Origin of the sequence: Mucilaginibacter aquaedulcis (genome assembly GCF_030409325.1) — a bacterium.
In the GTDB taxonomy this organism is placed as follows: Bacteria; Bacteroidota; Bacteroidia; order Sphingobacteriales; family Sphingobacteriaceae; genus Mucilaginibacter; species Mucilaginibacter aquaedulcis.
The window spans coordinates 2,288,393-2,312,386 of sequence record NZ_JAUFPR010000002.1; the positions used below are offsets into that span (position 1 = coordinate 2,288,393).

Below are 23,994 nucleotides of genomic sequence, written 5' to 3' on the forward strand. Positions count from 1 at the left end.
CTCCCTTTTCAAGGGGGAGACTTATAAGGGACTTTATGAGCAATATCAATTGGGGCATCATTGGTTGCGGTAATGTAACAGAAAAAAAAAGCGGACCCGCATTTAAAAAAGTCCCCGGCAGCAATTTGGTTGCTGTTATGCGGCGCGATGCGGCCAAAGCTGCCGACTATGCCAAAAGGCACCAGGTGGCACAATGGTACAGTGATGCCGATAAGCTAATGAATGAGGCCGGGGTTGATGCCGTTTACATTGCTACGCCTCCATCATCGCACCTGGATTATGCAAAAGCTGCCCTAAGCAAGGGACTTAATGTTTATGTAGAAAAGCCGGTTACTCGCAACGCTGCCGAAGCACGTGCCATGGCCGAAGCTGTTAAACAAAGTAATGCAAAACTGACCGTTGCGCATTACCGTCGCGCATTACCCATGTTTTTGAAGGTTAAAGAACTGATAGATCAAAAAAAAGTAGGCGATATCCGTACCGTTCAGATCAGGATGTGGCAAAGCCGCAAACCGGCGTTAATAGCCCCGGTAGAAACCAACTGGCGCTTACAACCCGAATTATCTGGCGGTGGCTACTTTCATGACCTTGCCCCTCACCAGCTCGATCTGATGCTCTATTTTTTTGGCGAACCCGAAAAGTACCACGGTTTTTCTCTCAACCAGGCCGGAACCTCTCCTGCAGATGATCATGTTTGCGGGGAGATATTATTCAAAAATAAAGTAGTAGTTAATGGCTCCTGGTGTTTTAATGTTGCCGAAAGCCTGACTACCGATACCTGCGAAATTATTGGAACAGAAGGCAAGATCACCTTCCCGTTTTTTGGAACCTACATTAGTTGGAAAACCGAAACCGAAGATGAAACCCTCACCTTTGTGCACCCGGAGCATATACAACAACCGCATATAACCAACATCGTATCTTATTTTAAAAATGAAGGGCCAAACCCCTGCTCCATCGAAGAAGCTATCGTGCTGATGGATATTTTGGATGCCTTTACAAAGTGATGTGAGCGTGCATGCATCCAAAATTTGTCATTGCATGAAGGAACGACATAATTATTTAGGTAATAATTCCCGCCAATGCTGGTGTTGTCACCATTGTGTTCGGAAGAAATAAAAAGTTAGCGCCTGTGCGATTCCCTCCCCTGGGAGGGGGTAGGGAGGGGTTTAAGGGGTCAGACTTATTCGTTTGAAATGGAGTATAAACCCCTCCCTTCCATTACACAACTCCACCGCACCCCTCCCCAAGGAGGGAGTTGAAAATCTTCTAAACATCTATGGTGTTGGCACCAACATTTTTTGCTTCGCTCAGAATTATAATTTTAGCTTTTCTTCTTGGGCACTTTTGCACCCTCTTTGCGGGCCTCTGATAGACCTATGGCTATTGCCTGTTTTTTACTGGTAACCTTTTTACCGCTGCCACTTTTTAGCTTTCCTTCTTTCATTTCGTGCATGGTTTTCTGAACTTTTTCACCTGCTTTTTCTGAATACTTTGCCATAACTTTAAGTTTTAAGTAGATAAATTAATTACTGCAAAATATTTGCCAAAAGAAGAATGGTATTCAACTTCAACAAGACTCTCCGGCGTTTAAATTGGTAAAAACCAAAAGGATAAAAATTATTATATCCAATTATTGCTTAACTTCAAACATCCGGTACAGATATATGTTACCAACTAAAAAACGCTGAAATTCTGATTGATATGACTGCAAAAAAACTATTAGCACCTTTTTACGAACGACTTGCATTAGTATTAATTGGTTTTTTGGCCCTTGGTTACCTTATTATTGTAGGTAAGGAGTTGCTTGACCCCATGATCTTCGGGTTCATATTTGCCATATTGTTGCTGCCGGTATCAAATTTTTTGGAAAGGAAGTGCCGGTTACCCCGCAGTGCTTCGTCTTTAGTATCTATATTGTTATTGGTAGGCCTGGTATTTGGTATACTTTATCTTGTGGGTTCACAAATATCAAATGTGGCCAACGATTGGCCTATGCTTAAAAACCAGGTAACCCAATCGTTAAAGGATCTGCAAGAGTGGATACAGGGCGCTTTCCACATCAACGCCGAAAAACAAATGCATTATGTGCATACTACTGCCGATAAGATCATGGCCTCGGGAAGTGATGTGCTGGGAACAACTTTTGGTGCCATATCCTCATTAATGCTGTTTTATGTGTTTATCATGATATTCACATTCTTCATATTGCTGTACAGGCGCTTGCTGCTTCGTTTTATCATCTGGGTATTCCGCGATGAGAACGAGCATGTTGTAATGGATATCGTGCAAAACATTCAATCTATACTAAGGCAATATATACTGGGTTTACTTTTAGAGATGGTAATTGTAGCTGCTGTAGCCATTACCGCCTTTTGGATAATAGGCATAAAATATGCTGCCCTGCTGGGTATAATCGTGGGCTTGTTTAACATTATTCCGTACATCGGTATTTTTACGGCATTATTGTTAAGCGCTGTAATAACCTTTGCAACTGGTAATATCAAGGAAACAATCATTGTAATTGGCAGCGTAGTAGGTATACATGCTATTGATGCCAACTTTCTATTGCCAACAATTGTGGGCTCTAAAGTACGACTTAATGCCTTAATATCATTTATAGGCATTATCTTAGGCGAGATGATATGGGGGCTATCGGGTATGTTTTTGTCGATCCCGGTTATTGCAATCTTTAAGATCATATTTGACCGGATCGAGAGCTTAAAGCCATGGGGGTACCTGCTTGGCGGCGATTATGAATACAAAAAAAAGGCTGCCAAAGCAATGAAAACTGATTAACGTTTTTGTAGCAAAAAAATTGCAATATTCGTTTTAGGAATATTCAAAATTTAAAGTTTTATACTTAAATTTGGAGTATTAATACCCCTAAACAATGCATCTTGTCGCTAAATCTACCCATCCTGTTTACAGGTGTAAAAAATGCAATGAAGTCCTTTACAGTCGCCGTAAAAGAGGCTTATTAATTAAAACATTCCTATTTTGGTTACCGGTAAAAAAGTTCTTTTGTGACCGCTGTTTAAAAATGCGTTATCATTTTTAATTATCAGAATCAAAGGTTTGTTTAATTGAAAGGTATATCATTAATTTAGTATCGTATCAACTACAGGGTTTGTAGTTGAAAAATGTGCTAAAAATGTACCTGAAACGAGTACCCTTAATTTTCATGAGCGTGCTAATGCCTTTTTGGGCATTAGCACAGCTAAACCAAAACGCGGCCTTTAAACTGGTGCCTTTAGGCGTACTGGGCGGTATAGACGAAAGCAATTTATCTGCCTATATGCTGGCAACCGCAAGCAGTAATAACTTTATCTGTCTTGATGCTGGCACGCTGCATTATGGTATAGAAAAAGCGGTGGCCAACAAAACATTTAAGGTAACTGGCGATAAAGTATTACGGCAGTATATTAAAGGGTATTTTATATCGCACGCGCATCTTGATCATATTTCAGGGCTAATAATTAACTCGCCGGAGGATAGTACTAAAAATATTTATGGTTTGCAAAGCACTCTTGAAACCATTAAAACACATTATTTCACCTGGGCCAGCTGGGCAAACTTTGCCGATCAGGGCGAAACACCAGCTTTAAAAAAATATCATTACCAGGTACTTACACCCGGCACTCAAGCCCCTGTTGAAAATACCGAACTCAAAGTACAGGCATTTTCGCTTGCACACTCTAACCTTACCAGCACTGCTTTTTTGGTACAAAGCAACAACAGCTATGTATTATATTTAGGTGATACCGGCCCGGATGCTGTTGAAAAAAGCAACAATTTGCAAAACCTTTGGCAGTATATTGCCCCGCTAATAAAAGATCACCTGCTGAAAGCTATTTTGATTGAGGTATCGTTCCCTAATGAGCAGCCTGATAAAACCCTTTTTGGACATTTGACCCCGCACTGGCTTATGGCCGAGATGGATAAACTGGCCTCGCTTACAGGCCCGGCTCAGCTTAAAGGTTTAAACGTAGTGATTACTCACCTTAAACCACCTGCAACCAGCATTACTAAAATTAAGGCGCAACTTGCCGAGGCCAATAAACTGCAATTAAACCTGATATACCCTACCCAAGGGAAAGCACTTAATTTATAAGCAGGTATTTGCCCGGTACAAAAAAATACTTAATTTCCGTAAACCAAAACTAAACCACCTACCATATGAATATCATTCAGAAATGCCTGCTGTTTTGTTGCATAATGTGCATTAATTCGGCATTTGCACAATCTCAGGGTAAAGTAATTGAAGAGCAAACCGTTAAAAGCAGTATTTTAAAACGCAATGTAAAGTATACCATTTACCTGCCCGCCGATTACGAAACAGCGAACCGCAGTTACCCGGTGGTGTATTTGCTGCATGGCTACTCTGATGATAATACAGGCTGGCTGCAGTTTGGTGAGATTAACCGCCTTGCCGACAAGGCCATAGCCGAAGGCACCATTCCTCCTATGATCATTGTAATGCCTGATGGCCAGACCAGCTGGTACATCAATTCATACGATGGGAAAGAAAAATATGAGGACTTTTTTATCAAAGAGTTCATGCCTTATGTAGAAAAGCTATACCGCATTAAAACCGAAAAAAAATACCGTGGCGTTGCCGGCCTGTCTATGGGCGGCTTTGGTACCCTAATGTTTACCATGAAATATCCGCAATTGTTTGCTGCAGGCGCAGCGTTAAGCGCGGCTGTTGTTCCGGATGATCAAATGATTAGCATGCCTGATAATGACTGGGAGCATATTTTCGGCCAGCTGTACGGTCGTGGGTTAAAGGGTAAAGATCGAATTAGTAAAACCTGGCAGGATTATTCCATTTTAAACATGGTACAAAATAAAACAACCGACGAACTAAAAACAGTACGTTATTGGATAGATTGCGGTGATGATGATTTTTTATCCAAAGGAAATTGCCTGTTGCATATAGCACTTGCAGAAAAGAAAGTGCCTCACGAATTCAGAACCCGTGATGGAGCCCATACCTGGACTTATTGGCGCACCGGTATTATTGATGGGCTACAATTTATTGGCGACAGCTTTAGACAGAAATAAGAGATCCTTAGATACAATAACGTATGAGTATATTTAAAAGGCTGATCTTTTTTTGTTTGCTTTTTTCTGCGGGCACTGTTTTTGCACAGCCCAAGGGCAAAGTGATAGAAGAACAAAACATTAAAAGCGATATTTTAAAGCATAACGTAAAATATGCAATTTATTTGCCGGCTGATTATGAAACATCAAATCGTAGTTACCCGGTAGTATATCTGCTGCATGGTTTTGGAGATGATCATACCGGTTGGTTGGAGTTTGGTGAAATTAATCGCTATGCTGATAAGGCTATAGCCGAAGGTAAGATCCCCCCAATGATCATTGTTATGCCTGATGCGCAGATTACCTGGTACATCAACTCGTACGATGGTAAACAAAATTATGAGGACTTCTTTTTCAAGGAGTTTATGCCTGATATTGAGCATGAATACCGTATTAAGGCGAGTAAGAAATATCGAGGCGTTGCAGGGCTTTCTATGGGTGGTTTCGGTACAATGGTATATAGCTTGAAACACCCTGACCAGTTTTCGGCTGCTGCTGCATTAAGCGCTGCCGTACGCAGCGATGAAGATTTTATGGCTATACCTGATAGCCGCTGGGCCGAGGCTTATAGCCAGGCCATGGGCCCTGATCTGAAAGGCCGCGAACGTTTAAATTCAACCTGGCAAAGCAATTCGGTACTCGGTTTGGTTCAAAATAAAACTACTGATGAGCTTAAACAGGTACGTTACTGGATTGATTGCGGTGATGATGACCCCCTAAGTAAAGGTAATTCGTTGTTGCACATTGCCCTTACCGAAAAGAAAGTTCCGCATGAGTTCAGGATACGTGATGGCGCCCACAACTGGACATACTGGCGCACCGGTATTACCGATGCTCTGGAATTTATAGGTGATAGTTTCAGGCAGAAATAAGAAATCAACCCTTTTTGTTTATTGAGTATCTAAAATATCTATACAGTTTTTCTTTAACTGATTAAGTCGTTCCGGTAATGAGCCAAGGTCTTTATCATCCTTAATATTGCGGTAAAGCGTTTTGATCAGGTTTAGGGTGTCGTCATCCGGATCACATGCCTGGGCTTTTTCTAAATGCGGCAAGGCCTTTTTTGCCTTGTTTATATAAGCGGCATCTATAACAATCTCATTAGCCGGCTTGCCTGAAATATCCTTAATGTAGAGATAACCTAACGCCCGATGGGCCACATAATAATCAGGCTGCGCCGAGGCCACCCGGTTATAGTATTCAATAGCCTTTACACTTTGGCTGTCATCCTCATATAATTTAGCTAAACCATTATAAAAGCTCAATCGTACCTTGGAGTTTAATTTGGCTGTATCGGGCAATATCTGCTGGCCCAGATCAAGGGCCTTATCATGCTCATTTTGCAGCATAGCCAAATTAAAATCGGTGTATTTATCGTACACTTCATCGGCTGTTTGTGCCTGGGATATTTTAGCCGTAAATATTACAAGTAGTATCAGTAGTGTTTTTTTTAGCATGATGGTTAGGTTGGCCTAATATACGTTTAAAGGTACTAACGCAAAAGTTGTAGGTTATGATACAAGCGATACAATCGCTAAACCATATTAAGCACTCGTCACAGACGAGCGCAAGAATAAAATACAATGATAATACAATTATCACTTAGCATCATGAAATATGATGCCCATGCCGCGTCTTTTGCCGGAGCTTATTTCACTTACACCATGCTTCATGTTTACCCGGTGATAACCTTTACTGCCCCTGGCGGGACGATAACTGGTAGTAAACAAAAGCATATCACCTTTTGTCGGTTTTAAAACCATCACCCGCGATTGTTCTCGTGGCTTCTGCTCCATTAATATAAATTCGCCACCTTCATAATCTACATCCGGTTCATCTAATATGAATACCAATTGCATCGGGAAAAACACTTCCCCATAAAGGTCCTGGTGCATGGCATTGTATCCGCCTGTAACATATTGCAATATCAAAGGCGTGGGGCGCAACTGATCATGCTCATGGCAGTGCTGCAGCAATTCATCCAAAGTATCCGGGAAACTATGCTCCTTATTTAAAAGCTGCATCCAGTTATTAGCAATAGGCGCCACTTTAGGATATACAGTTTCGCGCAATTGCTGTATAAGTGCTGGCAATGGGTATTTAAAATATTTATACTCACCCTGTCCGTAATGATGCCGTTCCATAACAATGGTTTTACGGTACAAATGCTCATCGTTGTAATGAGCCGTCAACAAGTCGCACTCATCTCCTGTTAAAACATTTTTAACCAGGGCAAAGCCTTTGCTATCCATAGCCGCTGCAATAGCCACCCAGTTCAGCTGATCAATTCTTTCCCGAATACTCATACTCCAATAATGCTTAATTATTAACTATGGCTGCTTCCCAACCAATAATAGCTGTTTTACGTGTTGGACCCCAATGGTAACCACCAAACTCGCCGGTTGATTTGATAACCCGATGGCAAGGAATCAAAAAGGCCACGGGATTGGCACCTATAGCGCTACCTACGGCCCTGCTGGCATTGGGCTGCTGTATCTGTTTAGAAATATCTGAATAAGTGCTCAACTGCCCCATAGGTATCTTCAATAAAGCTTCCCATACCTTGAGCTGAAAATTTGTGCCTTTTAAGTGCAGTTTAATTTTTGATAACTCCGACCAATCTTTTTTGAAGATGTGCAGGGCATCCTGCTGAGCCACATCTACCACCTGCTCATATGAGGCATTAGGAAACTGCTGTTTAAGAAGACCGAAAGCTTCTTCCCGGTCATCAGCAAAAGCGATATAACAAATACCCTTAGCGGTTGATGCAACAATGATATTACCAAATTGCGTTTCGGCAAAGCTGTAGTTAATATTAAGCTCTTTACCCCCATTTTTATATTCGGCTGGTGTCATCCCCTCAATGTTCACAAAGAGGTCATGCAGCCGGCCTGTACCTGACAAACCTGTTTCAAAAGCGGTATCAAATAAGGTGGCCTGTTTATCTTTCAGGATACCTTTAGCATAATCAAGGCTTAGGTATTGAAGAAACTTTTTAGGGCTGATACCTGCCCAATCTGTAAATAAGCGCTGAAAATGAAAAGGGCTCAGGTGTACCTTTTCGGCCACATCATCTAAATTAGGTTGGCTTTTAAAGTTCAGCTTTATGTAATTAATTGCCTCGGCAATACGTTGGTAATTGATTTCTTCCTGCGTGTTCATAATGTTATTTATTAATGATTACACTACAAATGTAGGCCGCTAATACACGCTGTAAAACCCGGAACTTGCGCTGTTTATGCCTCTTGTATAGAGTAAATATAAATTATTAACCTACGATAAAAGCTTTTGCATTTTCACAATAGGCAATGCTTCGCCATTGGGCATGGGCTGGTTAATGTGTTCAACAACGGTGTAACCCATAACTTCGTAAAGTGGTACACCAGGCAGGGTAGCACCCAACTGAAAACTTTTAAACCCATTGCTTTGGGCAGCACTTTCGCATACCTTCATAATATGGCTTCCAACGCCTCGCCTTGCCCAATCGGGGTGTACAAAAAAGGCTCTTATTCGCGCTGCATCTATAGCGGGGTCAAGTAATGGGTCTACTACATCCTTATGCTGATCACCACCATACAGGGTATTGCGTTTGCTCCATCCGCCACAGCCAACTATAGTATCATTTACCATGGCCACGTAATAGGTACCGTCAATTATCAATTGTGTATCAATACCGAAAATATATTTAAGTGCGCTATCAATTTGGCTGGGGGTATTATAAGCAGTGCTTAACCCACGTACCGATAACGCTATCAGCTGCTGTAAAAAGTGAATATCATCAAATGTGGCAAGCCGGGTAGTAATGGTCATAAAAACTTTAATTAAGCTTCAGGCTATGTTTCATGTTATTCATAACATGCCTGAAAATATCAAATTTAGGAATTGTGTTCCCCAATTAGCCATATCTTTTCTTATACTTAGGGAAATTTTTAAACCTGCCAAATTTGAAATTACTGTCTACCTTCTTCCTTTTAGTTTTAATACATACCAGCCTTTCGGCGCAGATAAAACTTACAGGCACTGTAAATGATGCATCACATCACCCGGTAGATTATGCTGGTGTAAGCCTGATCAACATTGCTGATCAGAAAAATCAATCCTTGCAAACTGATAATTCAGGAAATTTCATTTTTAATGGCCTTCAGGCAGGGCAATATATGCTTACCGCAACCTCCACCGGATACCAGCAATTTCAATCAAAGTTTTCTGTTTTGCGGGATACTGCCATCAATATTACCATGCAGCGTTCAAATACCCAGTTGAGTGAGGTTGTAGTTACCGCCACTAAGGCTACGATCGAAAACAATCAGGAAAAAATGATTTATAATGTAGCCTCCAACGTAACAGCCACTGGTACCGATGTATTAACCACCCTTAGTAAAGTTCCGGGTATAAAAGTGAATGGTAATGAGATCAGCATTGCGGGTAAAGGCATGGTTAAAGTAATGATCAACGACCGGGTTGTTCAACTGGCAGGGGTTGATCTGGTACGATACCTGAAGTCCATGTCGGCCAATCAGATAGCGAAAATAGAGGTTATCAAAAACCCTTCTGCTAATTACGATGCCGATGGTAATGCGGGCCTTATTAATATCACTACTAAACACAGCAGCAAACAAGGTTTTTCAGGCAATGTACAACTGAGCGACAGGCAATCGCTGCACAGCCCGGCCACTGTTTTTGGCACCAGTAACTACTGGCTGGCGGCGGGGAGTGCCAATTTGAATTATAATGCCGATAAATGGTCGGCCTACGCCAATATCAGTGTAGATCATGACCATGAGCTGGAAGGTTTTGAAACCGACATTTTTTATCCCAAACAAAGCTGGCTGCAAACCGATACCGGTAATTACCGCGGGCACAACTTTAATATAGTTGCCGGGGTTGATTATAAGCTGAGCCCTAAAACCACCATTGGCATATCGTACCTGGGTGGCAAAAGTGTTTACGATGGATCAGATCATGTAAATAATCCCATCTATAACAACAGCGGCGGGCTCGATTCTACTTTAAGAACCTATGCTACATACCATCCCATAGCGCTCAGTAATTCGGGTAATGCCCATGCCATTATTAACTTTGATACTACAGGTAAAAAGCTTATGCTTAATGCCGATTACTTTAATTACAACCGCAATGACCGATCAGACTTCGAGAGTAACACCTACCTGCCAAACGGCCAAGGAATACCTTCAAATAATACCCGTTATTTTGATACCAATAAGCAGCTCATTAATGTATACACCTTTAAAGCCGATGCGGAGATACCTACCCCATTTGCCAAACTGGCATTTGGCGGCAAGCTAAGCTTTATCAATAATTACAGCAATGCTTTTTATTATGATAAAGATGTAAATGACAAGCTTACCTATAATACCAATTTAAGCAACGAATTCAGGTATATTGAAAACACACAATCGCTGTATATCAATCTCAATAAAGAAAAAGAGCGATGGAAATACCAGGCGGGTTTACGTGCCGAATACACTGAAACCAAAGGCACATCATACACCTTTAACCAAACTAACACCAATAAATATTTAAGGCTTTTCCCATCGGTGCTTATCTCTTATCAGGCCGATTCGGCCAATAGCTTTTCGTTAAGCTTTGGCCGCAGGATAAACCGCCCTTCGTTTTGGAATCTGAATCCGTTTAAATCACTATTCACTGCTTATAGTTATGGAGAGGGTAACCCGTTTTTGCAACCCGAGTACAATAGCAACCTGGAATTGTCGCACACGTATAAAAATATACTTACATCGGCGCTGTTTCTGAATATCACAGATAATGGATTTAACAACATAACCGTTGCCAGTGCCGATACTAATCTTGTTTACACCGTACCACTTAATTTTATTAAAACTTATCGGGTAGGTATTTCTGAAAATGTTTCCCTTCACCCTTTTTCCTGGCTTGATAATAATAACCAGGCCACCTTTTACCATACCAACGCGCACTCCAGCCTCTCTTATATTCAAAGTATAAATGGTTATGGTGCTTACCTGGCAACCAACAACACTGCTTATTTTAATGCTGATAAAACCTTTGCCATGGCCGTTAATTTCTGGTACCAGTTTCCGGAGATTGATCACATCGGCCGATCAGATCCTTATTATAAATTAGATGTGGGCTTTACCGCGTTGGCCATGAAAAAGAAGCTAAACATTACTTTAAATCTTAATGATGCTTTCAGAAGCAGCGCGTCGGCAGTAACAACTACCGTAAATGGCATCAGGACAAAATTTACCAATTTTCAGCTTAACAGATTTGTATTGGTGGGCCTGAGTTATCGTTTTGGCGGAGAGGATGGCACTAAAAAACGTGATACCGGTAACGAGGAAGAACGCGGGCGTGTTCATTAAATCATAGCAGAGGTCTATATGAAAGGCAAAAAATGATTCAAATATTCAGATAGATATCATTTTATTCAAATAGATGCGGTTTCTGTGAAACTTAAAAGAAGATACCACTGTTTGTTACCATATTTACATATAGAAAGTAACCTATGGCTCATCTGTTTTCTCCTTTAAAAATAAAAAACATAGAATTAAAAAATCGTATTGCGGTATCGCCTATGTGCGAATATTCAAGCGAAGATGGCTTTGCCAATGACTGGCACCTCATTCACTTAGGAAGCAAGGCTGTTGGAGGTGCGGCGATGATTATTACCGAAGCCGCAGCTGTATCGCCGGAAGGCCGTATCACTTTTGCCGATCTTGGCATTTATGATGATGCACATATACCAAAACTAAAGCAAATAACTGATTTTATACACGCGCATGGCGCCATTGCAGGCATACAATTGGCTCATGCCGGCCGCAAGGCCAGCCATAAGGAACCCTGGACTGGGGGCAGGCAAATACCATCTGACCAGCAAAACGGATGGAAAACTTTAGCACCAAGCCCTATACCTTTTGCTGAAGGTGAGGAGGCTCCTATTGAACTGGATAAAGCCGGTATTGAAAAAATAAAGGCCGATTTTAAAACAGCCGCAAGTCGGGCCATTGCTGCCGGGTTCAAAGTTATTGAATTACATAGTGCACATGGTTATCTGCTGCATCAGTTTTTATCGCCGATAAGCAATAAACGCACTGATGAATATGGTGGATCATTTGAAAACCGCATACGTTTAACCCTTGAAGTGGTGGAGGCAGTACTGGAAGTTTGGCCTAAAGAAAACCCACTGTTTGTCCGGATCTCTGCAACCGACTGGACCGAAGGCGGATGGACACCGGATGAATCATCAGCCCTGGCAAAAATTTTAAAAGACAAAGGTGTCGACCTTTTTGACGTTTCTTCAGGCGGTAATGTACTCAATGCTAAGATACCGTTAAAACCAGGTTATCAAGTTGAATTTGCCGAGAAAATTAAGAAAGAAAGTGGTATACTTACAGGTGCCGTGGGCTTAATAACAAAGTCGCACCAGGCAAACGAAATAATTCAGGAAGGCGAGGCTGATATTGTATTTTTAGCTCGGGAGATGCTGCGTGACCCACATTTTCCGTTACGTGCCGCACATGAATTAGGTGTGGAAGTGAAGTGGCCCGTACAGTATGAAAGGGCCAAGTGGTAGTTTAGGCTAACCAAAATCGTTCTTATACAACCATGAACTAATAAAACATCACATTATAAAACAAACCATCTTATGAAACGTACAGCAAACGCCCATTGGAACGGCACATTACAAGCAGGTCAGGGAGAGATCACTACCCAAAGCACTGTATTAAACAAAACTCAATACTCATTTAAAACCCGCTTCGCCGATGGCGTAGGTACCAACCCTGAAGAATTACTTGCTGCTGCACATGCAGGTTGCTTTACTATGGCTGTTGGTGCTGCTTTAACCCAGGCAGGCTTTACGCCAAATGACCTTACTACCGATGCTATATTGGATCTGGATATGGTTGGCTTAAGCGTTACCGGCATTCACCTGGAACTTAAAGGTTCTGCTATTGAAGGCGTGAGCGAAAGCCAGTTTAAAGAAATTGCAGAAGGCGCAAAAGCTGGTTGCATTATTTCAAAAGCACTAAGTGTTCCAATTACTTTAAATGTTACTTACGCTTAATTGATACTCCAACACATTTTATAAAAAGAGCAGATCTTAATGATCTGCTCTTTTTATTTTGGGGAAGTTTTATCTGTATGCCAAGACAGGGTGTCATGCCGAACTCCATCGAAGCATGGTGGCGGGGTCTCTACGCACGATCCTTCGATGGAGCTCAGCATGACGGCCTATAGCTTTTTATAAAAAAACAAGTTTCAGAGTAAGCCTACTTCTGTATCAGAGCCAGTAATTCCTGTGGAGTTTGGTAAGTGACATCTTTATAGTTAAGCACTTTTACACCTACACAGAGGGTATCTATAGTGTTATTAGTATGGTTAATGTATATTTTGCCCCGCACATCGGGCAAAAAACCTTCATCTGCCTTTTGCAGATTCCTTAATAACTGCATTACGCTATCTATACCCACCTTTTGAGTAAAATTTTTGACCCGGGCTTCAGGAAAATAGTAATCAAATTTATCGCAGCCTATCCTGAACTGGGTTTCGCGTCCAAGCTCGGTAAACTTAAATCGGATGCTTTTTATATCGTCAGCAGGATTGCTTTTAGACTTGCAGGCAAAAATTACTGATACCAAAAGCAGCATGATGGCTATGCTTGTTCTTTTCATTGTTTATTAATTGACATATAAACTTACAAAGTTTTACTGCACATTATTAAACAAATCAAAATTCGTTTCTTCTACTTTAGCACATCCAGCACCCTGAACATTTTCTCTTTGATGCCCCGGCTTGTGCCGTTGAAATTGTTTACCATGATAGAGAAACAAAGCTCGCGGCCATTATGTGTTTGGTAACCGGCATAGCATAGCACGTTGTTGATGCTACCGCTTTTCATTTTCATATCGTTATAAACCGGCAGGCTTTCGTACAAGTCGGCAAACCAGCTTTCCTTTTTGGCCGATTGTAGGATTTTTGCCAGCGTGGCTGTAGTAACCCTATCGCCGGGCGAAAGACCGCTGCCATCATAGGTATTAATAGTATTTGGGTCGATGCCACGTGCCTTCCAGAATTTTTGTACCTCCTCTACTCCGTTTGAGGTAGTAGGTTTACGGCCTTGTTTCCAGGCAATGGTTTTAAGTAGTTGTTCGGCATACAGGTTAATGCTTTTCTGGTTAAGCCAGTAAATTATACGACTCAATGGCGGCGATTGTATGGTAGTTAAATTTTTAGCGATCAAAGGCAACTGCAATGCCTTGGCGCTTAACGTTGATGCTGATTCCGCACCGTTACTTACAGTAATACCCAGTTTACTGAGGGTATCTGCCAAACGGAAAGCTGCATCATACGCAGCGTCAGGTATAGCGACAGAGATAGCCTTTTTATCCTGATCAACGGCATAACTACCGCGCAGGTACATTACAGTGCTGCCTACCGGCAAAAAGGCATACGCATGGTCACCGGAACCGGCCGGGCCATTGATTAATTCACTTTTAAAGGTAAGGCTTGGCATCAGCGGAACTGTGCGTGATACACCTATCGGGTTGCCGACAACGCCAGTGCGCAGTTTAATATCAAACTGGTTTTCGCGCCAGCATAAGCCCGATGTTCCGGCGCCGTAATAGTTGCCTATATCCTGCCATATCCATCCTTCGGGGATAGACTGGCTGCCGAAAATGCTATCATCGCCAATAATACGGCCATTAATTTTTTTGATACCGGCCTTTTGCAGGGCATCGGTTATGAGGGCCAACACATGAGCCTCTTTGGTTTGTTCGTAGCGCCAGCTGCCCAGGGTTGGATCGCCTGCGCCTTTAATAATTATATCGCCGTTCAGGGTACCATCTGCAGTAATTTCACCAACATAGCCCAATTGGGTTTGGTATTTAAAATCGGCACCTAAAATATTGAAGGCTGTGATGCTGGTAATAGTTTTCAAGGTTGATGCCGTGGCCAGTCCCATATTGGGGTTGCCCGCAAATACCTGCTCGCCAGTTTTAGCATCAAGCACGGTTAATGACAGCGAGGCATAACTGCACTGGCTATCGGCCTGTAACCTGCTAAAAGCACTCGAAATTTTTTGCTGAAGATCCTGGGCATAAACCTGCCCACCAAGAATAAATAAACTAACTATCAGTAACCGTTTCATCCTCATGTTTAGCATTCCTTTGCGATATATAATATATCGGCACACCTATTAATACAATTATTAAGCCCGGCCAGGTAAATTGTGGTTTATAAATAATGAGCAAAATACAGAAAGTGATACCCATCAGGATATAAATAGCCGGTAATATAGGGTAACCAACAGCTTTATAAGGTCGCTCCGCAGTGGGATATTTGGCACGTAAAATATAAATGCCCACAATGGTAAGCACATAAAATATTACTACTACAAAGGAGATCATATCCAGCAAGTCGCCATAACGGCCACTTAAACATAAAACACTTGCCACAAGGCATTGTATCCACAAGCCAAACTGAGGCACCGCAAACTTATTCAGTGTACCCGTACGTTTAAAAAACAAGCCATCCTTAGCCATAGTGTAATATACCCGGGCACCCGAAAGTATAAGTCCGTTGTTACAGCCAAAGGTTGATATCATGATCATAACGGCTATTACATAGGTACCCACATTACCAAATATTACATGTGAGGCGGCAACAGCCACACGGTCCTTCTCGGCATTGGCAATATCATGCAAGGGCAATACACCAGTGTAAACAATGTTGGCCGATACGTAGATAATCGTTACGATCAGTGTACCCAAACCAAGGCTCAGGGCCACATCACGCTTGGGATTCTTCATTTCACCGGCAATAAAGGTTACGTTGTTCCAGGCATCGCTGCTGAAAATGGAACCTACCATAGCTGCCGCAATAGCACCCAAAGCGCCGCCAAGTGTCAGGCTGGTAATGCTACCGTCCTTACCCAGGTTATGAATATCCCAGGCGTTAGTCCAGTTGGTGTGCCATATTTCGCCTTTAAAAGCTAAAAATCCAAAACCTATTAAACCAAATAGGCTTAACAGCTTGGTAAGCGTAAATGTAGTTTGTATGAGCTTGCCCCCCTTTACCCCGCGGGTATTGATATAGGTGAGCAGTATAATAAGCAAAATAGACACCACCTGCGCTGCGCTGATAGTGAAAAATTTGTCCTGACCGGCAACATCAACACCAGTTTTGAGTTTCCATAAAATATTATCCTCGCTGAAGGCTGGTATAAGATAGGCAGTAAATTTAGAGAAGGCCACACCTACCGCGGCTATGGTGCCGGTTTGTATCACCGCGAAAAAGCTCCATCCGTACAGAAATGCGATGAGTTTATTGTAAGCTTCTTTCAGGTAAACATACTGTCCCCCTGCTTTGGGGAACATGCCGCTTAGCTCGCCGTAACTGAGTGCCGCGGTAAGTGTCATGAAGCCGGTTAGCAGCCAAATGGCTATAAGCCAACCCGATGAGCCAACATTACGTATAATATCAGCACTTACTATAAATATACCCGACCCAATCATAGAGCCTGCTACCAGCATAGTGCCGTCAAGCAGGCCAAGTTCATGTTTCATTTTTGATTGTCCGGAATTTTTTGCCATAAGTATGTTTAAGTGTTAAAAGCCCTAAACTATTCAAAAAACTTTATATTAAAGCAGGCTATAGTAAAGAAATAAAATACTATTTTGCAATACCAATTATTAAAGATCTACCTAAACTGTATTAATAGAACCACTTATAAACCAAATTTGTGAACATGGATTTTTTGAACAATTACTTGATCTATTTAATTCCGGTGATGGGCCTTATTGGCATAATTGCTATGGCCACTAAAGCCGCCTGGGTTACCAAACAAGATGCCGGTGACGGCGACATGGCGCAGCTGGCCGGTTACATTGCCGATGGTGCCATGGCTTTTTTACGTGCAGAGTGGAAAATACTCAGCTACTTTGTAATTATTGCCGGTATTTTACTGGCTTACTCCGGCACAACCGTAGCCACCTCGAGCCCGGTTATAGCCATATCATTTGTAATAGGTGCATTTCTATCAGCCTTTGCCGGTTTTTTGGGTATGCGTATTGCTACCAAGGCAAACGTACGTACCACACAAGCAGCGCGTAGCAGTCTTGCTCAGGCATTAAGGGTATCATTTACCGGTGGTACTGTTATGGGCCTCGGTGTTGCCGGCCTTGCCATTATCGGGTTAGGATCGTTATTCATTGTATTTTACCAGGTTTATGTGGTTAAGGTGGCTGGCAGCAGCGTTAATGGCGAGGCTATGGCCAAAGCCCTTGACGTATTAGCAGGCTTTTCATTAGGTGCTGAATCAATCGCTTTATTTGCGCGTGTGGGCGGCGGTATCTATACCAAAGCTGCCGACGTAGGTGCCGATCTTGTAGGCAAGGTAGAAGCTGGTATACCGGAGGATGATGTACGTAACCCTGCCACCATTGCCGATAACGTTGGTGATAACGTTGGTGACGTTGCAGGCATGGGTGCCGACTTATTTGGATCATACGTGGCTACAATGCTGGCTACCATGGTACTGGGCCGCGAGATTGTATCGCATGATGCATTTGGTGGTATTGCCCCGGTTTTATTACCTATGGTGATAGCAGGTTTAGGCCTGATATTTTCGATAGTAGGCGCGGCATTTGTAAAAATTAAAAATGAAAATGACAGTGTACAAAAAGCACTCAATATCGGCAACTGGGCCTCTATCATTTTAACCGCCATTGCTACTTATTTTGTGGTGCAGTGGATGCTGCCGGCCGGCGAATTTCATATGGTGCGTGATGAGGATGCGAGCCATGTTATTAAAACAGGCATTATTCCGTTTACTAAAGATGGCGTTTTTGGATCAATTGTAGTTGGCCTTATTGTAGGCACACTGATGTCTATCATCACTGAATATTATACGGCTATGGGTAAACGCCCGGTGTTGAGCATTATCCGTCAGTCGTCAACAGGACATGCTACCAATATCATCGGCGGCTTATCCGTGGGTATGGAATCAACCGTACTACCTATTTTGGTTTTGGCATCGGGTATTTATGGTTCTTATCACTTTGCAGGTTTATATGGTGTAGCTATTGCAGCTGCCGGGATGATGGCTACTACAGCCATGCAGCTGGCTATAGATGCCTTTGGCCCTATTGCAGATAATGCAGGTGGTATTGCCGAAATGAGTCGTCTGCCTGAAGAAGTTCGTCATCGTACAGATAACCTGGATGCCGTGGGCAATACCACAGCAGCAACGGGCAAGGGTTTTGCCATTGCATCGGCAGCGTTAACGTCATTGGCTTTGTTCGCGGCCTTTGTGGGGGTTGCAGGCATTGAGCATATTGATATTTACAAGGCCGATGTTTTATCAGGCCTGTTTGTAGGCGGTATGATCCCTTTTATCTTTTCGGCATTATGTATTTCGGCAGTGGGCCGTGCGGCTATGGCTATGGTTGAGGAAGTACGCCGCCAGTTCAGGGAAATTCCCGGAATTATGGAATACAAGGCCAAACCTGAATATGAAAAATGTGTGGCCATTTCAACCAAAGCTTCTATACGTGAGATGGTTGCTCCGGGCCTCATCGCCCTCATTACCCCAGTGATCATTGGTTTTGCCTTTGGCCCCGAAGTATTGGGCGGTTTACTGGCGGGCGTTACCGTATCAGGCGTACTGATGGGTATTTTCCAGAGCAACGCTGGCGGCGCCTGGGACAATGCCAAAAAATCATTTGAGAAAGGCTGTATGATCAACGGCGAAATGCATTATAAAAAATCTGAGCCGCATAAAGCATCAGTAACTGGCGATACCGTAGGTGATCCGTTCAAGGATACTTCGGGCCCATCAATGAATATCCTTATTAAACTAATGTCGATAGTTTCATTGGTTATCGCGCCACATTTAAACGCGCATGTTGCCGCTCCTACAGCAATGAAACATGAGGTAAAGAAAGAAGTGAAGGTGCAGGCCCTGAGCTCACCAATTATAAAGATTGAAAAGAAAGCTTAACAGCAGAAAATGTGTAATTACTAACAAAGACCTCCCCATTAAAGAGATCTTTGTTAGTTTAGAACAATATCCTTAAGTAAGAGATCAATATTTTGGTAGTACTTTTTACTTATTTTATATTTACTGGTCAAAATAAACCGATAAATCACGCATAAAAATATCAACCCTGCCAAAGAGTTAAAAAACATCACATCTGGAGGAACAAAACATCAATTTACGCGTTTTGTGGGCCTTTTTTTGAACACCAATAGTTAAGAAAGGCTCTACTTGTTTTAACTTAAGAGTTTATTTTAACTATTTTAAAGGTCATGTGTATATCATTCTTTCAAAAAAATAAAGCGTCATTGAAATACTGATTTTAACTTCGCGATTTAAAAATGAGGCACTTACAATCTCCAAATACAAATCCTAATTATCTATGGATTTAGTGTATTTTTCAAACTATAAATTGGTTTTATAGTCTGCTACTTTGGTTACATTCGGCACTTTATCTTTTCAATAAATTTAAGTACGTTTGGGGGAATGTGAATTTTTAAATTTTTACTACTGATCTTACTATTTTAAAATGAAGTTATTTATTAAGAAACCTATTCAGCAATTGATGGCTGCTTCGGCAGAAACAGAAAAATCGCTGAAAAGAACCTTAGGCGTTGGGTCACTTATTGCATTGGGTATTGGTGCCATTATCGGGGCCGGTATTTTTGTGCGTACGGCAGCGGCGGCGGGTGAGCATGCCGGTCCTGCTGTTACAATTTCGTTCCTTATTGCGGCCGCGGGCTGCGCCCTGGCAGGTTTGTGCTATGCAGAATTTGCCAGTATGATACCTATTGCCGGTTCGGCTTATACTTACTCTTATGCTACCATGGGCGAATTTATTGCCTGGATCATAGGATGGGATCTTGTGTTGGAATACGCTCTTGGGGCAGCAACCGTTTCTATTGGCTGGTCGCAGTATTTCAACGAGTTTTTAACAACATTTTTCAATTTTCACATACCGTATCAGTGGACGCACTCGTTTTTCGAGGTATCTAACACCACATCGGGCATGTATGCCGCTGAACTTGGTACAAGAGGTATCATCAATTTACCGGCCATACTTATCCTGTTTTTGTTAACACTACTATTGATTCGCGGTACTGCGGAATCGGCTATTGTTAACAATATCATCGTAATTGTTAAGGTTGCTATCGTATTAATGATCATTGGTTTAGGTTGGCACTTTATCAACCCTGCGTTTCACACTCCTTATATGATACCTGCTGATGCTGGTGTAGTTAAGGTAAGTACCGGTGTAGTTGATTATGGTGATACTTTTAACCACGGATGGCTGGGTGTATTGCGCGGTGCAAGTGTGGTATTCTTCGCCTTTATCGGTTTCGACGCGGTTTCAACGGCGGCTCAGGAAGCTAAAAATCCACAAAGAGATATGCCAAAAGGTATCCTGATCTCTTTGGTTTTTTGTACTGCTCTTTACATTTTATTTTCACACGTACTTACAGGATTAGTATCATACAAAGATTTCCTTATTCAAGGTAAAGAAGCATCAGTTAGTTATGCTATAAAAACTGCCATGCCGGGTTACGGATGGTTAGCTTCATTTGTAACAGTATCTATCCTTGCCGGTTTCTCTTCAGTTATCCTGGTGATGCTGATGGGCCAAACCCGTGTGTTTTATACCATGAGCACTGATGGCCTGATCCCTAAAGTATTTTCAAAACTGCACCCTAAACACCGCACTCCATACAAATCACAATGGTTATTCTTTGTGTTTGTATCATTGTTTGCAGGCTTCATTCCTGATAAATATGTAGGTGATATGGTAAGTATAGGAACCTTATTTGCTTTCGTATTGGTTTGCCTTGGCATCTTTATCCTGCGCAGAACAGATCCTAATATCGTGCGTCCGTTCAAGACCCCACTTTACATGATCGTTTGTCCGCTGGGCGCTCTTATCTGTTTATGTATGATTGCCAGCGAAGGTTGGGAAAACTGGGCACGTTTAATTGTTTGGTTGCTGATTGGCTTTGTTATTTACTTTGGCTATAGCATTAAACGCTCGCACGTTAGGCATGGCAAAGTTGAAGGCGCTGCTGATCCTATCAACCCAAAATTTGTTGAGTAAACATTAAATTTCAAGATACATTTAAAAAAGGTTCTGATTTTTCAGAACCTTTTTTGTTACCTTCTATTTTATTACCTGCAACTAAAACCAATTTATGAGGGGCGATAAAAATCTGTGGATATTAGTATTTGTTTGTATCATTAATTCGCTGGGGTTTGGCATCATTGTACCCGTTTTATACACTTACGGCAAAACGTTTGGCATAACCGGCGAAACACTTGGGGTGCTTACCGCTTCCTTTTCTATAGCTCAGTTTTTTGCCACACCGGTCCTGGGTTCACTATCCGACAAATGGGGACGCAAACCTGTACTCATCATCAGCCTGGCGGGTACATGCCTGTCATTTCTTCTATTTGCCTGGGCCAGCAACATATTCATGATGTTTGCAGCCCGTATATTGGATGGTATTACCGGCGGCAATGTATCGGTAGCGCAGGCCATGGTTTCTGATACAGCCACGCCACAAAACAGGGCCAAAAAGTTTGGAATACTGAGTTCGGCATTTGGTTTTGGCTTTGTAATTGGGCCTGCTATTGGTGGCCTGCTCAATAAATTCGGGCCGCAGGTGCCTTTCTTTTTTGCTGCCGGAATATCACTTATAGGTACGTTATGTACTGTATTTTTCCTTCGTGAAACCAACCCCGCCAAACCTCAAAGCAAAAAAGACAATACTGAGGATTTCAGGTTTTCGGCGTTGATAACCACATTAAAGCGTAAGGTGATAGGTACCGCGGTATTTACCGGCTTCCTGCTTACCATGGCGCAGTTTACGATGATCATCGGCTTTCAAACCTTTAGTGTTGATGTGTTGAAAATTACCCCTGCACAAATAGGCATACTATATGCCGGCTTTGGTATAAGCGGTATTATTATGCAACTGAGTGTACCGCTGCTTACCAAATGGTTCTCGTCAAAATCAAAGATTCTGCTGTTATCGTCTGTGTTATGTATGGCAGCTATGTTTACTACAGGGCTCACCACAGCCTTTATCACTTTTACTATTGGTATATGTATTTATGGCTTGTTTAATGGTTTACGCAACCCCATGATCAACGCCATTATTGCAGATAATATTCATCATAATGAACAGGGTAAAATATTGGGCATTAATCAATCATACGCATCAATAGGTCAAATCATCGGGCCAATTACTGCCGGATACGCCGGGTTAATTTCGGTACATGCCATTTTCTTTTTATCTTCCCTCTATATTTTGATAGCACTCATATTAAGTTTCAGATTAACGTTAAAAGCATAAATACTCTGCCATGCACAAGCTGATTTTCAGAGAGATACTCTCTGTAACCATGATCCTTTTCGCCATTATTGATATCCTTGGCGCTATACCTGTAATTATACAGGTGAGGCAGCGTGTAGGCCATATTGAGTCGGAAAAGGCAAGTGTTGCGGTTTTGGTGCTCATGATTGGTTTCTTATTTGTGGGCGATCAATTGCTGGCCATTATTGGTTTGGATATAGCTTCGTTTGCCATAGCAGGCTCCCTGGTGATTTTTATCATCGCGATGGAAATGATATTGGGTGTTGATTTTTTCAAGGAGGAGATACCCCAGGCAGCCTCTATAGTACCTATTGCGTTCCCGCTCATTGCAGGTGCCGGAACCATGACCACCCTACTCTCTTTAAAATCACAATACCAAACCCAAAACATCATGGTAGGCATTGTGCTGAACACTATTGTAGTTTACCTGGTGCTCAAAAATGTAAAATGGCTCGAAAAATTGCTTGGGCCAATCGGGCTCAGCATACTGCGTAAGGCATTTGGAATTATATTATTAGCCATTGCTATAAAATTATTCAGGAGTAATACGCATTTGTAGCCCCCCAGCCCCCTAAAGGGGGAGCTGTGAAAATATGACAAACAAGAAAGGAGACTGTCCTAATGGAACAGCCTCCTTTTTTTGTTATCGTTATGTTATGCTTCCAATACTTCGTCAAGGTTACCCAAAGCCATAGTAAAGCCTTGTTCAAAGCCCATTTCAACTATTTTGTGCAGATCGACCTCGTTATCAAATGATATCTCCACATCAACATTGGTTCCTGCTACGGTAGCCGAAAACTGGGTTATCCAATGCATACTCGGAAAACTCGCGTCAGGATTACCCTCTTCATCACAAAATCTGGCAGTTGACGTAAAGCTTTGCTGCGGGCTAACCGTTTTGATATCAACCCGGCACCATGATTTTTCGCCATTTGGCCCAATCATGGCATAAAGCCATAAACCGCCTGCCTTAAAATCAAGCGATTTAGTTTCGGCACGCCAGGGTCTTGGTGCCCACCATTTGTCCAGAATACTGCTGTCTGTCCATGCTTTCCATACTTTTTCAACGGGAGCGGCAAACGCACGCGTCACATTGATTTTTTTGTTTGCCACATCTTTCGTGATCTCTGTTTTTGTTGTCATAATGGTTAGTTTAAAGGTCTTTTAAAATGTCATCTAACTGATCAAAACGATCGTCCCAGAGCTTACGGAAACGATCAAGCCATATGTCTATCTCTTTCATTTTTTCGGGATTAAAGTGATAATAGATCTCCCGGCCCGTTTGCTGATGTTTAACCACCTCGCATTCTGTCAGGATCTGTATATGTTTTGATACCGCCTGGCGGCTGCTTTCAAAATGTTCGGCTATGGCATTGGGAGTCATTGCTTGCAAGGCCAGCAGACTTAAAATTGCTCTGCGTGTAGGATCGGCTATGGCTTGAAAAATATCTCGTCTCATTGTATTTGCAACTGATTGATTGCAAA

Annotated in this window: 22 protein-coding genes; 12 read left to right on the forward strand and 10 right to left on the reverse strand. The window is 42.2% G+C overall.

All coding sequences use genetic code 11. The annotated features are described in order from the left end of the window. Positions 1-35: 35 nt before the first annotated feature. Entirely contained in the window at positions 36-1,007 is a 972-nt protein-coding gene (locus tag QWZ01_RS13870; protein ID WP_290324097.1) for a Gfo/Idh/MocA family protein, read from the forward strand. Between the two features lie 317 nt (positions 1,008-1,324). Here QWZ01_RS13870 and QWZ01_RS13875 read toward each other — a convergent pair whose 3' ends face one another. Next, positions 1,325-1,501, reverse strand: a complete 177-nt coding sequence (locus tag QWZ01_RS13875) for a DUF6496 domain-containing protein (RefSeq protein WP_290324098.1) — start codon at positions 1,499-1,501, stop codon at positions 1,325-1,327. A gap of 203 nt (positions 1,502-1,704) precedes the next feature. Between QWZ01_RS13875 and QWZ01_RS13880 the strand changes: the two genes are divergently transcribed. The 4 genes from QWZ01_RS13880 (at position 1,705) to QWZ01_RS13895 (ending at position 5,978) form a co-directional block, all read left to right on the forward strand. Continuing rightward, positions 1,705-2,799: an AI-2E family transporter gene (locus QWZ01_RS13880; RefSeq protein ID WP_290324099.1), complete on the forward strand. Its 1,095-nt coding sequence runs from the start codon at positions 1,705-1,707 to the stop codon at positions 2,797-2,799. 385 nt (positions 2,800-3,184) lie between these two features. Next, positions 3,185-4,114 (forward strand): MBL fold metallo-hydrolase, encoded by a 930-nt coding sequence (locus tag QWZ01_RS13885; protein WP_290324101.1) that lies wholly within the window; start codon positions 3,185-3,187, stop codon positions 4,112-4,114. Positions 4,115-4,179: 65 nt separating this feature from the next. Further along, on the forward strand, positions 4,180-5,067 hold the full coding sequence (locus QWZ01_RS13890) for an alpha/beta hydrolase (RefSeq protein WP_290324103.1): 888 nt from the start codon (positions 4,180-4,182) through the stop codon (positions 5,065-5,067). 23 nt (positions 5,068-5,090) lie between these two features. Beyond that, positions 5,091-5,978, forward strand: coding sequence for an alpha/beta hydrolase (locus QWZ01_RS13895; RefSeq protein ID WP_290324104.1), 888 nt, complete (start codon positions 5,091-5,093; stop codon positions 5,976-5,978). Between the two features lie 18 nt (positions 5,979-5,996). Here the strand turns inward: QWZ01_RS13895 and QWZ01_RS13900 are convergent, their stop codons facing one another. The 4 genes from QWZ01_RS13900 to QWZ01_RS13915 form a co-directional block, all read right to left on the reverse strand. Beyond that, positions 5,997-6,563 carry a hypothetical protein gene (locus tag QWZ01_RS13900; RefSeq protein WP_290324106.1) on the reverse strand — a complete coding sequence of 189 codons (567 nt, stop codon included), beginning with the start codon at positions 6,561-6,563 and terminating at the stop codon, positions 5,997-5,999. Positions 6,564-6,704: 141 nt separating this feature from the next. Beyond that, a complete protein-coding gene (locus QWZ01_RS13905; RefSeq protein ID WP_290324108.1) occupies positions 6,705-7,412 on the reverse strand; it encodes a 2OG-Fe(II) oxygenase in 708 nt (235 codons plus the stop codon). A 13-nt stretch (positions 7,413-7,425) separates the two neighbouring features. Then, positions 7,426-8,268, reverse strand: coding sequence for a bifunctional helix-turn-helix domain-containing protein/methylated-DNA--[protein]-cysteine S-methyltransferase (locus tag QWZ01_RS13910; RefSeq protein WP_290324109.1), 843 nt, complete (start codon positions 8,266-8,268; stop codon positions 7,426-7,428). Between the two features lie 111 nt (positions 8,269-8,379). Further along, positions 8,380-8,916: a GNAT family N-acetyltransferase gene (locus QWZ01_RS13915; RefSeq protein ID WP_290324111.1), complete on the reverse strand. Its 537-nt coding sequence runs from the start codon at positions 8,914-8,916 to the stop codon at positions 8,380-8,382. Between the two features lie 134 nt (positions 8,917-9,050). On the opposite strand from QWZ01_RS13915, the gene QWZ01_RS13920 reads away from it, so the two are divergent. The 3 genes from QWZ01_RS13920 to QWZ01_RS13930 all read left to right on the forward strand — a co-directional run bounded on the left by QWZ01_RS13920 (position 9,051) and on the right by QWZ01_RS13930 (position 13,171). Next, positions 9,051-11,468 carry an outer membrane beta-barrel protein gene (locus tag QWZ01_RS13920; RefSeq protein WP_290324112.1) on the forward strand — a complete coding sequence of 806 codons (2,418 nt, stop codon included), beginning with the start codon at positions 9,051-9,053 and terminating at the stop codon, positions 11,466-11,468. 143 nt (positions 11,469-11,611) lie between these two features. Then, positions 11,612-12,679 (forward strand): NADH:flavin oxidoreductase/NADH oxidase, encoded by a 1,068-nt coding sequence (locus QWZ01_RS13925; RefSeq protein ID WP_290324113.1) that lies wholly within the window; start codon positions 11,612-11,614, stop codon positions 12,677-12,679. A gap of 72 nt (positions 12,680-12,751) precedes the next feature. Continuing rightward, complete coding sequence (locus QWZ01_RS13930) at positions 12,752-13,171, forward strand: OsmC family protein (RefSeq protein ID WP_290324114.1); 420 nt, start codon at positions 12,752-12,754, stop codon at positions 13,169-13,171. A 205-nt stretch (positions 13,172-13,376) separates the two neighbouring features. On the opposite strand, the gene QWZ01_RS13935 is transcribed toward QWZ01_RS13930, so the two are convergent. The 3 genes from QWZ01_RS13935 to QWZ01_RS13945 form a co-directional block, all read right to left on the reverse strand. Beyond that, entirely contained in the window at positions 13,377-13,778 is a 402-nt protein-coding gene (locus tag QWZ01_RS13935; RefSeq protein ID WP_290324116.1) for a hypothetical protein, read from the reverse strand. Positions 13,779-13,849: 71 nt separating this feature from the next. After that, positions 13,850-15,256: a D-alanyl-D-alanine carboxypeptidase/D-alanyl-D-alanine endopeptidase gene (gene dacB / locus QWZ01_RS13940; RefSeq protein WP_290324118.1), complete on the reverse strand. Its 1,407-nt coding sequence runs from the start codon at positions 15,254-15,256 to the stop codon at positions 13,850-13,852. Continuing rightward, complete coding sequence (locus QWZ01_RS13945; protein ID WP_290324120.1) at positions 15,234-16,700, reverse strand: APC family permease; 1,467 nt, start codon at positions 16,698-16,700, stop codon at positions 15,234-15,236. Before QWZ01_RS13945 ends, dacB begins: the two co-directional genes overlap by 23 nt. A gap of 155 nt (positions 16,701-16,855) precedes the next feature. Here QWZ01_RS13945 and QWZ01_RS13950 point away from each other — a divergent pair, with 155 nt between their 5' ends. The 4 genes from QWZ01_RS13950 (at position 16,856) to QWZ01_RS13965 (ending at position 23,068) form a co-directional block, all read left to right on the forward strand. Next, a complete protein-coding gene (locus QWZ01_RS13950) occupies positions 16,856-19,108 on the forward strand; it encodes a sodium-translocating pyrophosphatase (protein WP_290324122.1) in 2,253 nt (750 codons plus the stop codon). Positions 19,109-19,673: 565 nt separating this feature from the next. Continuing rightward, positions 19,674-21,230 (forward strand): amino acid permease, encoded by a 1,557-nt coding sequence (locus QWZ01_RS13955; RefSeq protein WP_290324124.1) that lies wholly within the window; start codon positions 19,674-19,676, stop codon positions 21,228-21,230. Between the two features lie 94 nt (positions 21,231-21,324). Further along, a complete protein-coding gene (locus QWZ01_RS13960) occupies positions 21,325-22,488 on the forward strand; it encodes an MFS transporter (RefSeq protein ID WP_290324126.1) in 1,164 nt (387 codons plus the stop codon). A 10-nt stretch (positions 22,489-22,498) separates the two neighbouring features. Further along, positions 22,499-23,068, forward strand: a complete 570-nt coding sequence (locus QWZ01_RS13965; RefSeq protein ID WP_290324127.1) for a MarC family protein — start codon at positions 22,499-22,501, stop codon at positions 23,066-23,068. A gap of 95 nt (positions 23,069-23,163) precedes the next feature. On the opposite strand, the gene QWZ01_RS13970 is transcribed toward QWZ01_RS13965, so the two are convergent. Together QWZ01_RS13970 and QWZ01_RS13975 are read right to left on the reverse strand one after the other, a co-directional pair. Next, positions 23,164-23,652 carry an SRPBCC family protein gene (locus tag QWZ01_RS13970; RefSeq protein WP_290324128.1) on the reverse strand — a complete coding sequence of 163 codons (489 nt, stop codon included), beginning with the start codon at positions 23,650-23,652 and terminating at the stop codon, positions 23,164-23,166. Between the two features lie 10 nt (positions 23,653-23,662). Further along, positions 23,663-23,968, reverse strand: coding sequence for an ArsR/SmtB family transcription factor (locus QWZ01_RS13975; RefSeq protein WP_290324129.1), 306 nt, complete (start codon positions 23,966-23,968; stop codon positions 23,663-23,665). Between the last annotated feature and the right edge of the window lie 26 nt (positions 23,969-23,994).

What these genes read in the sequence shown, in the direction of transcription:
- dacB (WP_290324118.1), bottom strand. Translation starts at nt 15,256, where the DNA reads ATGAAACGGTTACTGATAGTTAGTTTATTTATTCTTGGTGGGCAGGTT.
- QWZ01_RS13930 (WP_290324114.1), top strand. Translation starts at nt 12,752, where the DNA reads ATGAAACGTACAGCAAACGCCCATTGGAACGGCACATTACAAGCAGGT.
- QWZ01_RS13925 (WP_290324113.1), top strand. Translation starts at nt 11,612, where the DNA reads ATGGCTCATCTGTTTTCTCCTTTAAAAATAAAAAACATAGAATTAAAA.
- QWZ01_RS13935 (WP_290324116.1), bottom strand. Translation starts at nt 13,778, where the DNA reads ATGAAAAGAACAAGCATAGCCATCATGCTGCTTTTGGTATCAGTAATT.
- QWZ01_RS13880 (WP_290324099.1), top strand. Translation starts at nt 1,705, where the DNA reads ATGACTGCAAAAAAACTATTAGCACCTTTTTACGAACGACTTGCATTA.
- QWZ01_RS13890 (WP_290324103.1), top strand. Translation starts at nt 4,180, where the DNA reads ATGAATATCATTCAGAAATGCCTGCTGTTTTGTTGCATAATGTGCATT.
- QWZ01_RS13955 (WP_290324124.1), top strand. Translation starts at nt 19,674, where the DNA reads ATGAAGTTATTTATTAAGAAACCTATTCAGCAATTGATGGCTGCTTCG.
- QWZ01_RS13975 (WP_290324129.1), bottom strand. Translation starts at nt 23,968, where the DNA reads ATGAGACGAGATATTTTTCAAGCCATAGCCGATCCTACACGCAGAGCA.
- QWZ01_RS13965 (WP_290324127.1), top strand. Translation starts at nt 22,499, where the DNA reads ATGCACAAGCTGATTTTCAGAGAGATACTCTCTGTAACCATGATCCTT.
- QWZ01_RS13875 (WP_290324098.1), bottom strand. Translation starts at nt 1,501, where the DNA reads ATGGCAAAGTATTCAGAAAAAGCAGGTGAAAAAGTTCAGAAAACCATG.
- QWZ01_RS13895 (WP_290324104.1), top strand. Translation starts at nt 5,091, where the DNA reads ATGAGTATATTTAAAAGGCTGATCTTTTTTTGTTTGCTTTTTTCTGCG.
- QWZ01_RS13915 (WP_290324111.1), bottom strand. Translation starts at nt 8,916, where the DNA reads ATGACCATTACTACCCGGCTTGCCACATTTGATGATATTCACTTTTTA.
- QWZ01_RS13910 (WP_290324109.1), bottom strand. Translation starts at nt 8,268, where the DNA reads ATGAACACGCAGGAAGAAATCAATTACCAACGTATTGCCGAGGCAATT.
- QWZ01_RS13900 (WP_290324106.1), bottom strand. Translation starts at nt 6,563, where the DNA reads ATGCTAAAAAAAACACTACTGATACTACTTGTAATATTTACGGCTAAA.
- QWZ01_RS13945 (WP_290324120.1), bottom strand. Translation starts at nt 16,700, where the DNA reads ATGGCAAAAAATTCCGGACAATCAAAAATGAAACATGAACTTGGCCTG.
- QWZ01_RS13870 (WP_290324097.1), top strand. Translation starts at nt 36, where the DNA reads ATGAGCAATATCAATTGGGGCATCATTGGTTGCGGTAATGTAACAGAA.
- QWZ01_RS13885 (WP_290324101.1), top strand. Translation starts at nt 3,185, where the DNA reads ATGAGCGTGCTAATGCCTTTTTGGGCATTAGCACAGCTAAACCAAAAC.
- QWZ01_RS13950 (WP_290324122.1), top strand. Translation starts at nt 16,856, where the DNA reads ATGGATTTTTTGAACAATTACTTGATCTATTTAATTCCGGTGATGGGC.
- QWZ01_RS13970 (WP_290324128.1), bottom strand. Translation starts at nt 23,652, where the DNA reads ATGACAACAAAAACAGAGATCACGAAAGATGTGGCAAACAAAAAAATC.
- QWZ01_RS13905 (WP_290324108.1), bottom strand. Translation starts at nt 7,412, where the DNA reads ATGAGTATTCGGGAAAGAATTGATCAGCTGAACTGGGTGGCTATTGCA.
- QWZ01_RS13960 (WP_290324126.1), top strand. Translation starts at nt 21,325, where the DNA reads ATGAGGGGCGATAAAAATCTGTGGATATTAGTATTTGTTTGTATCATT.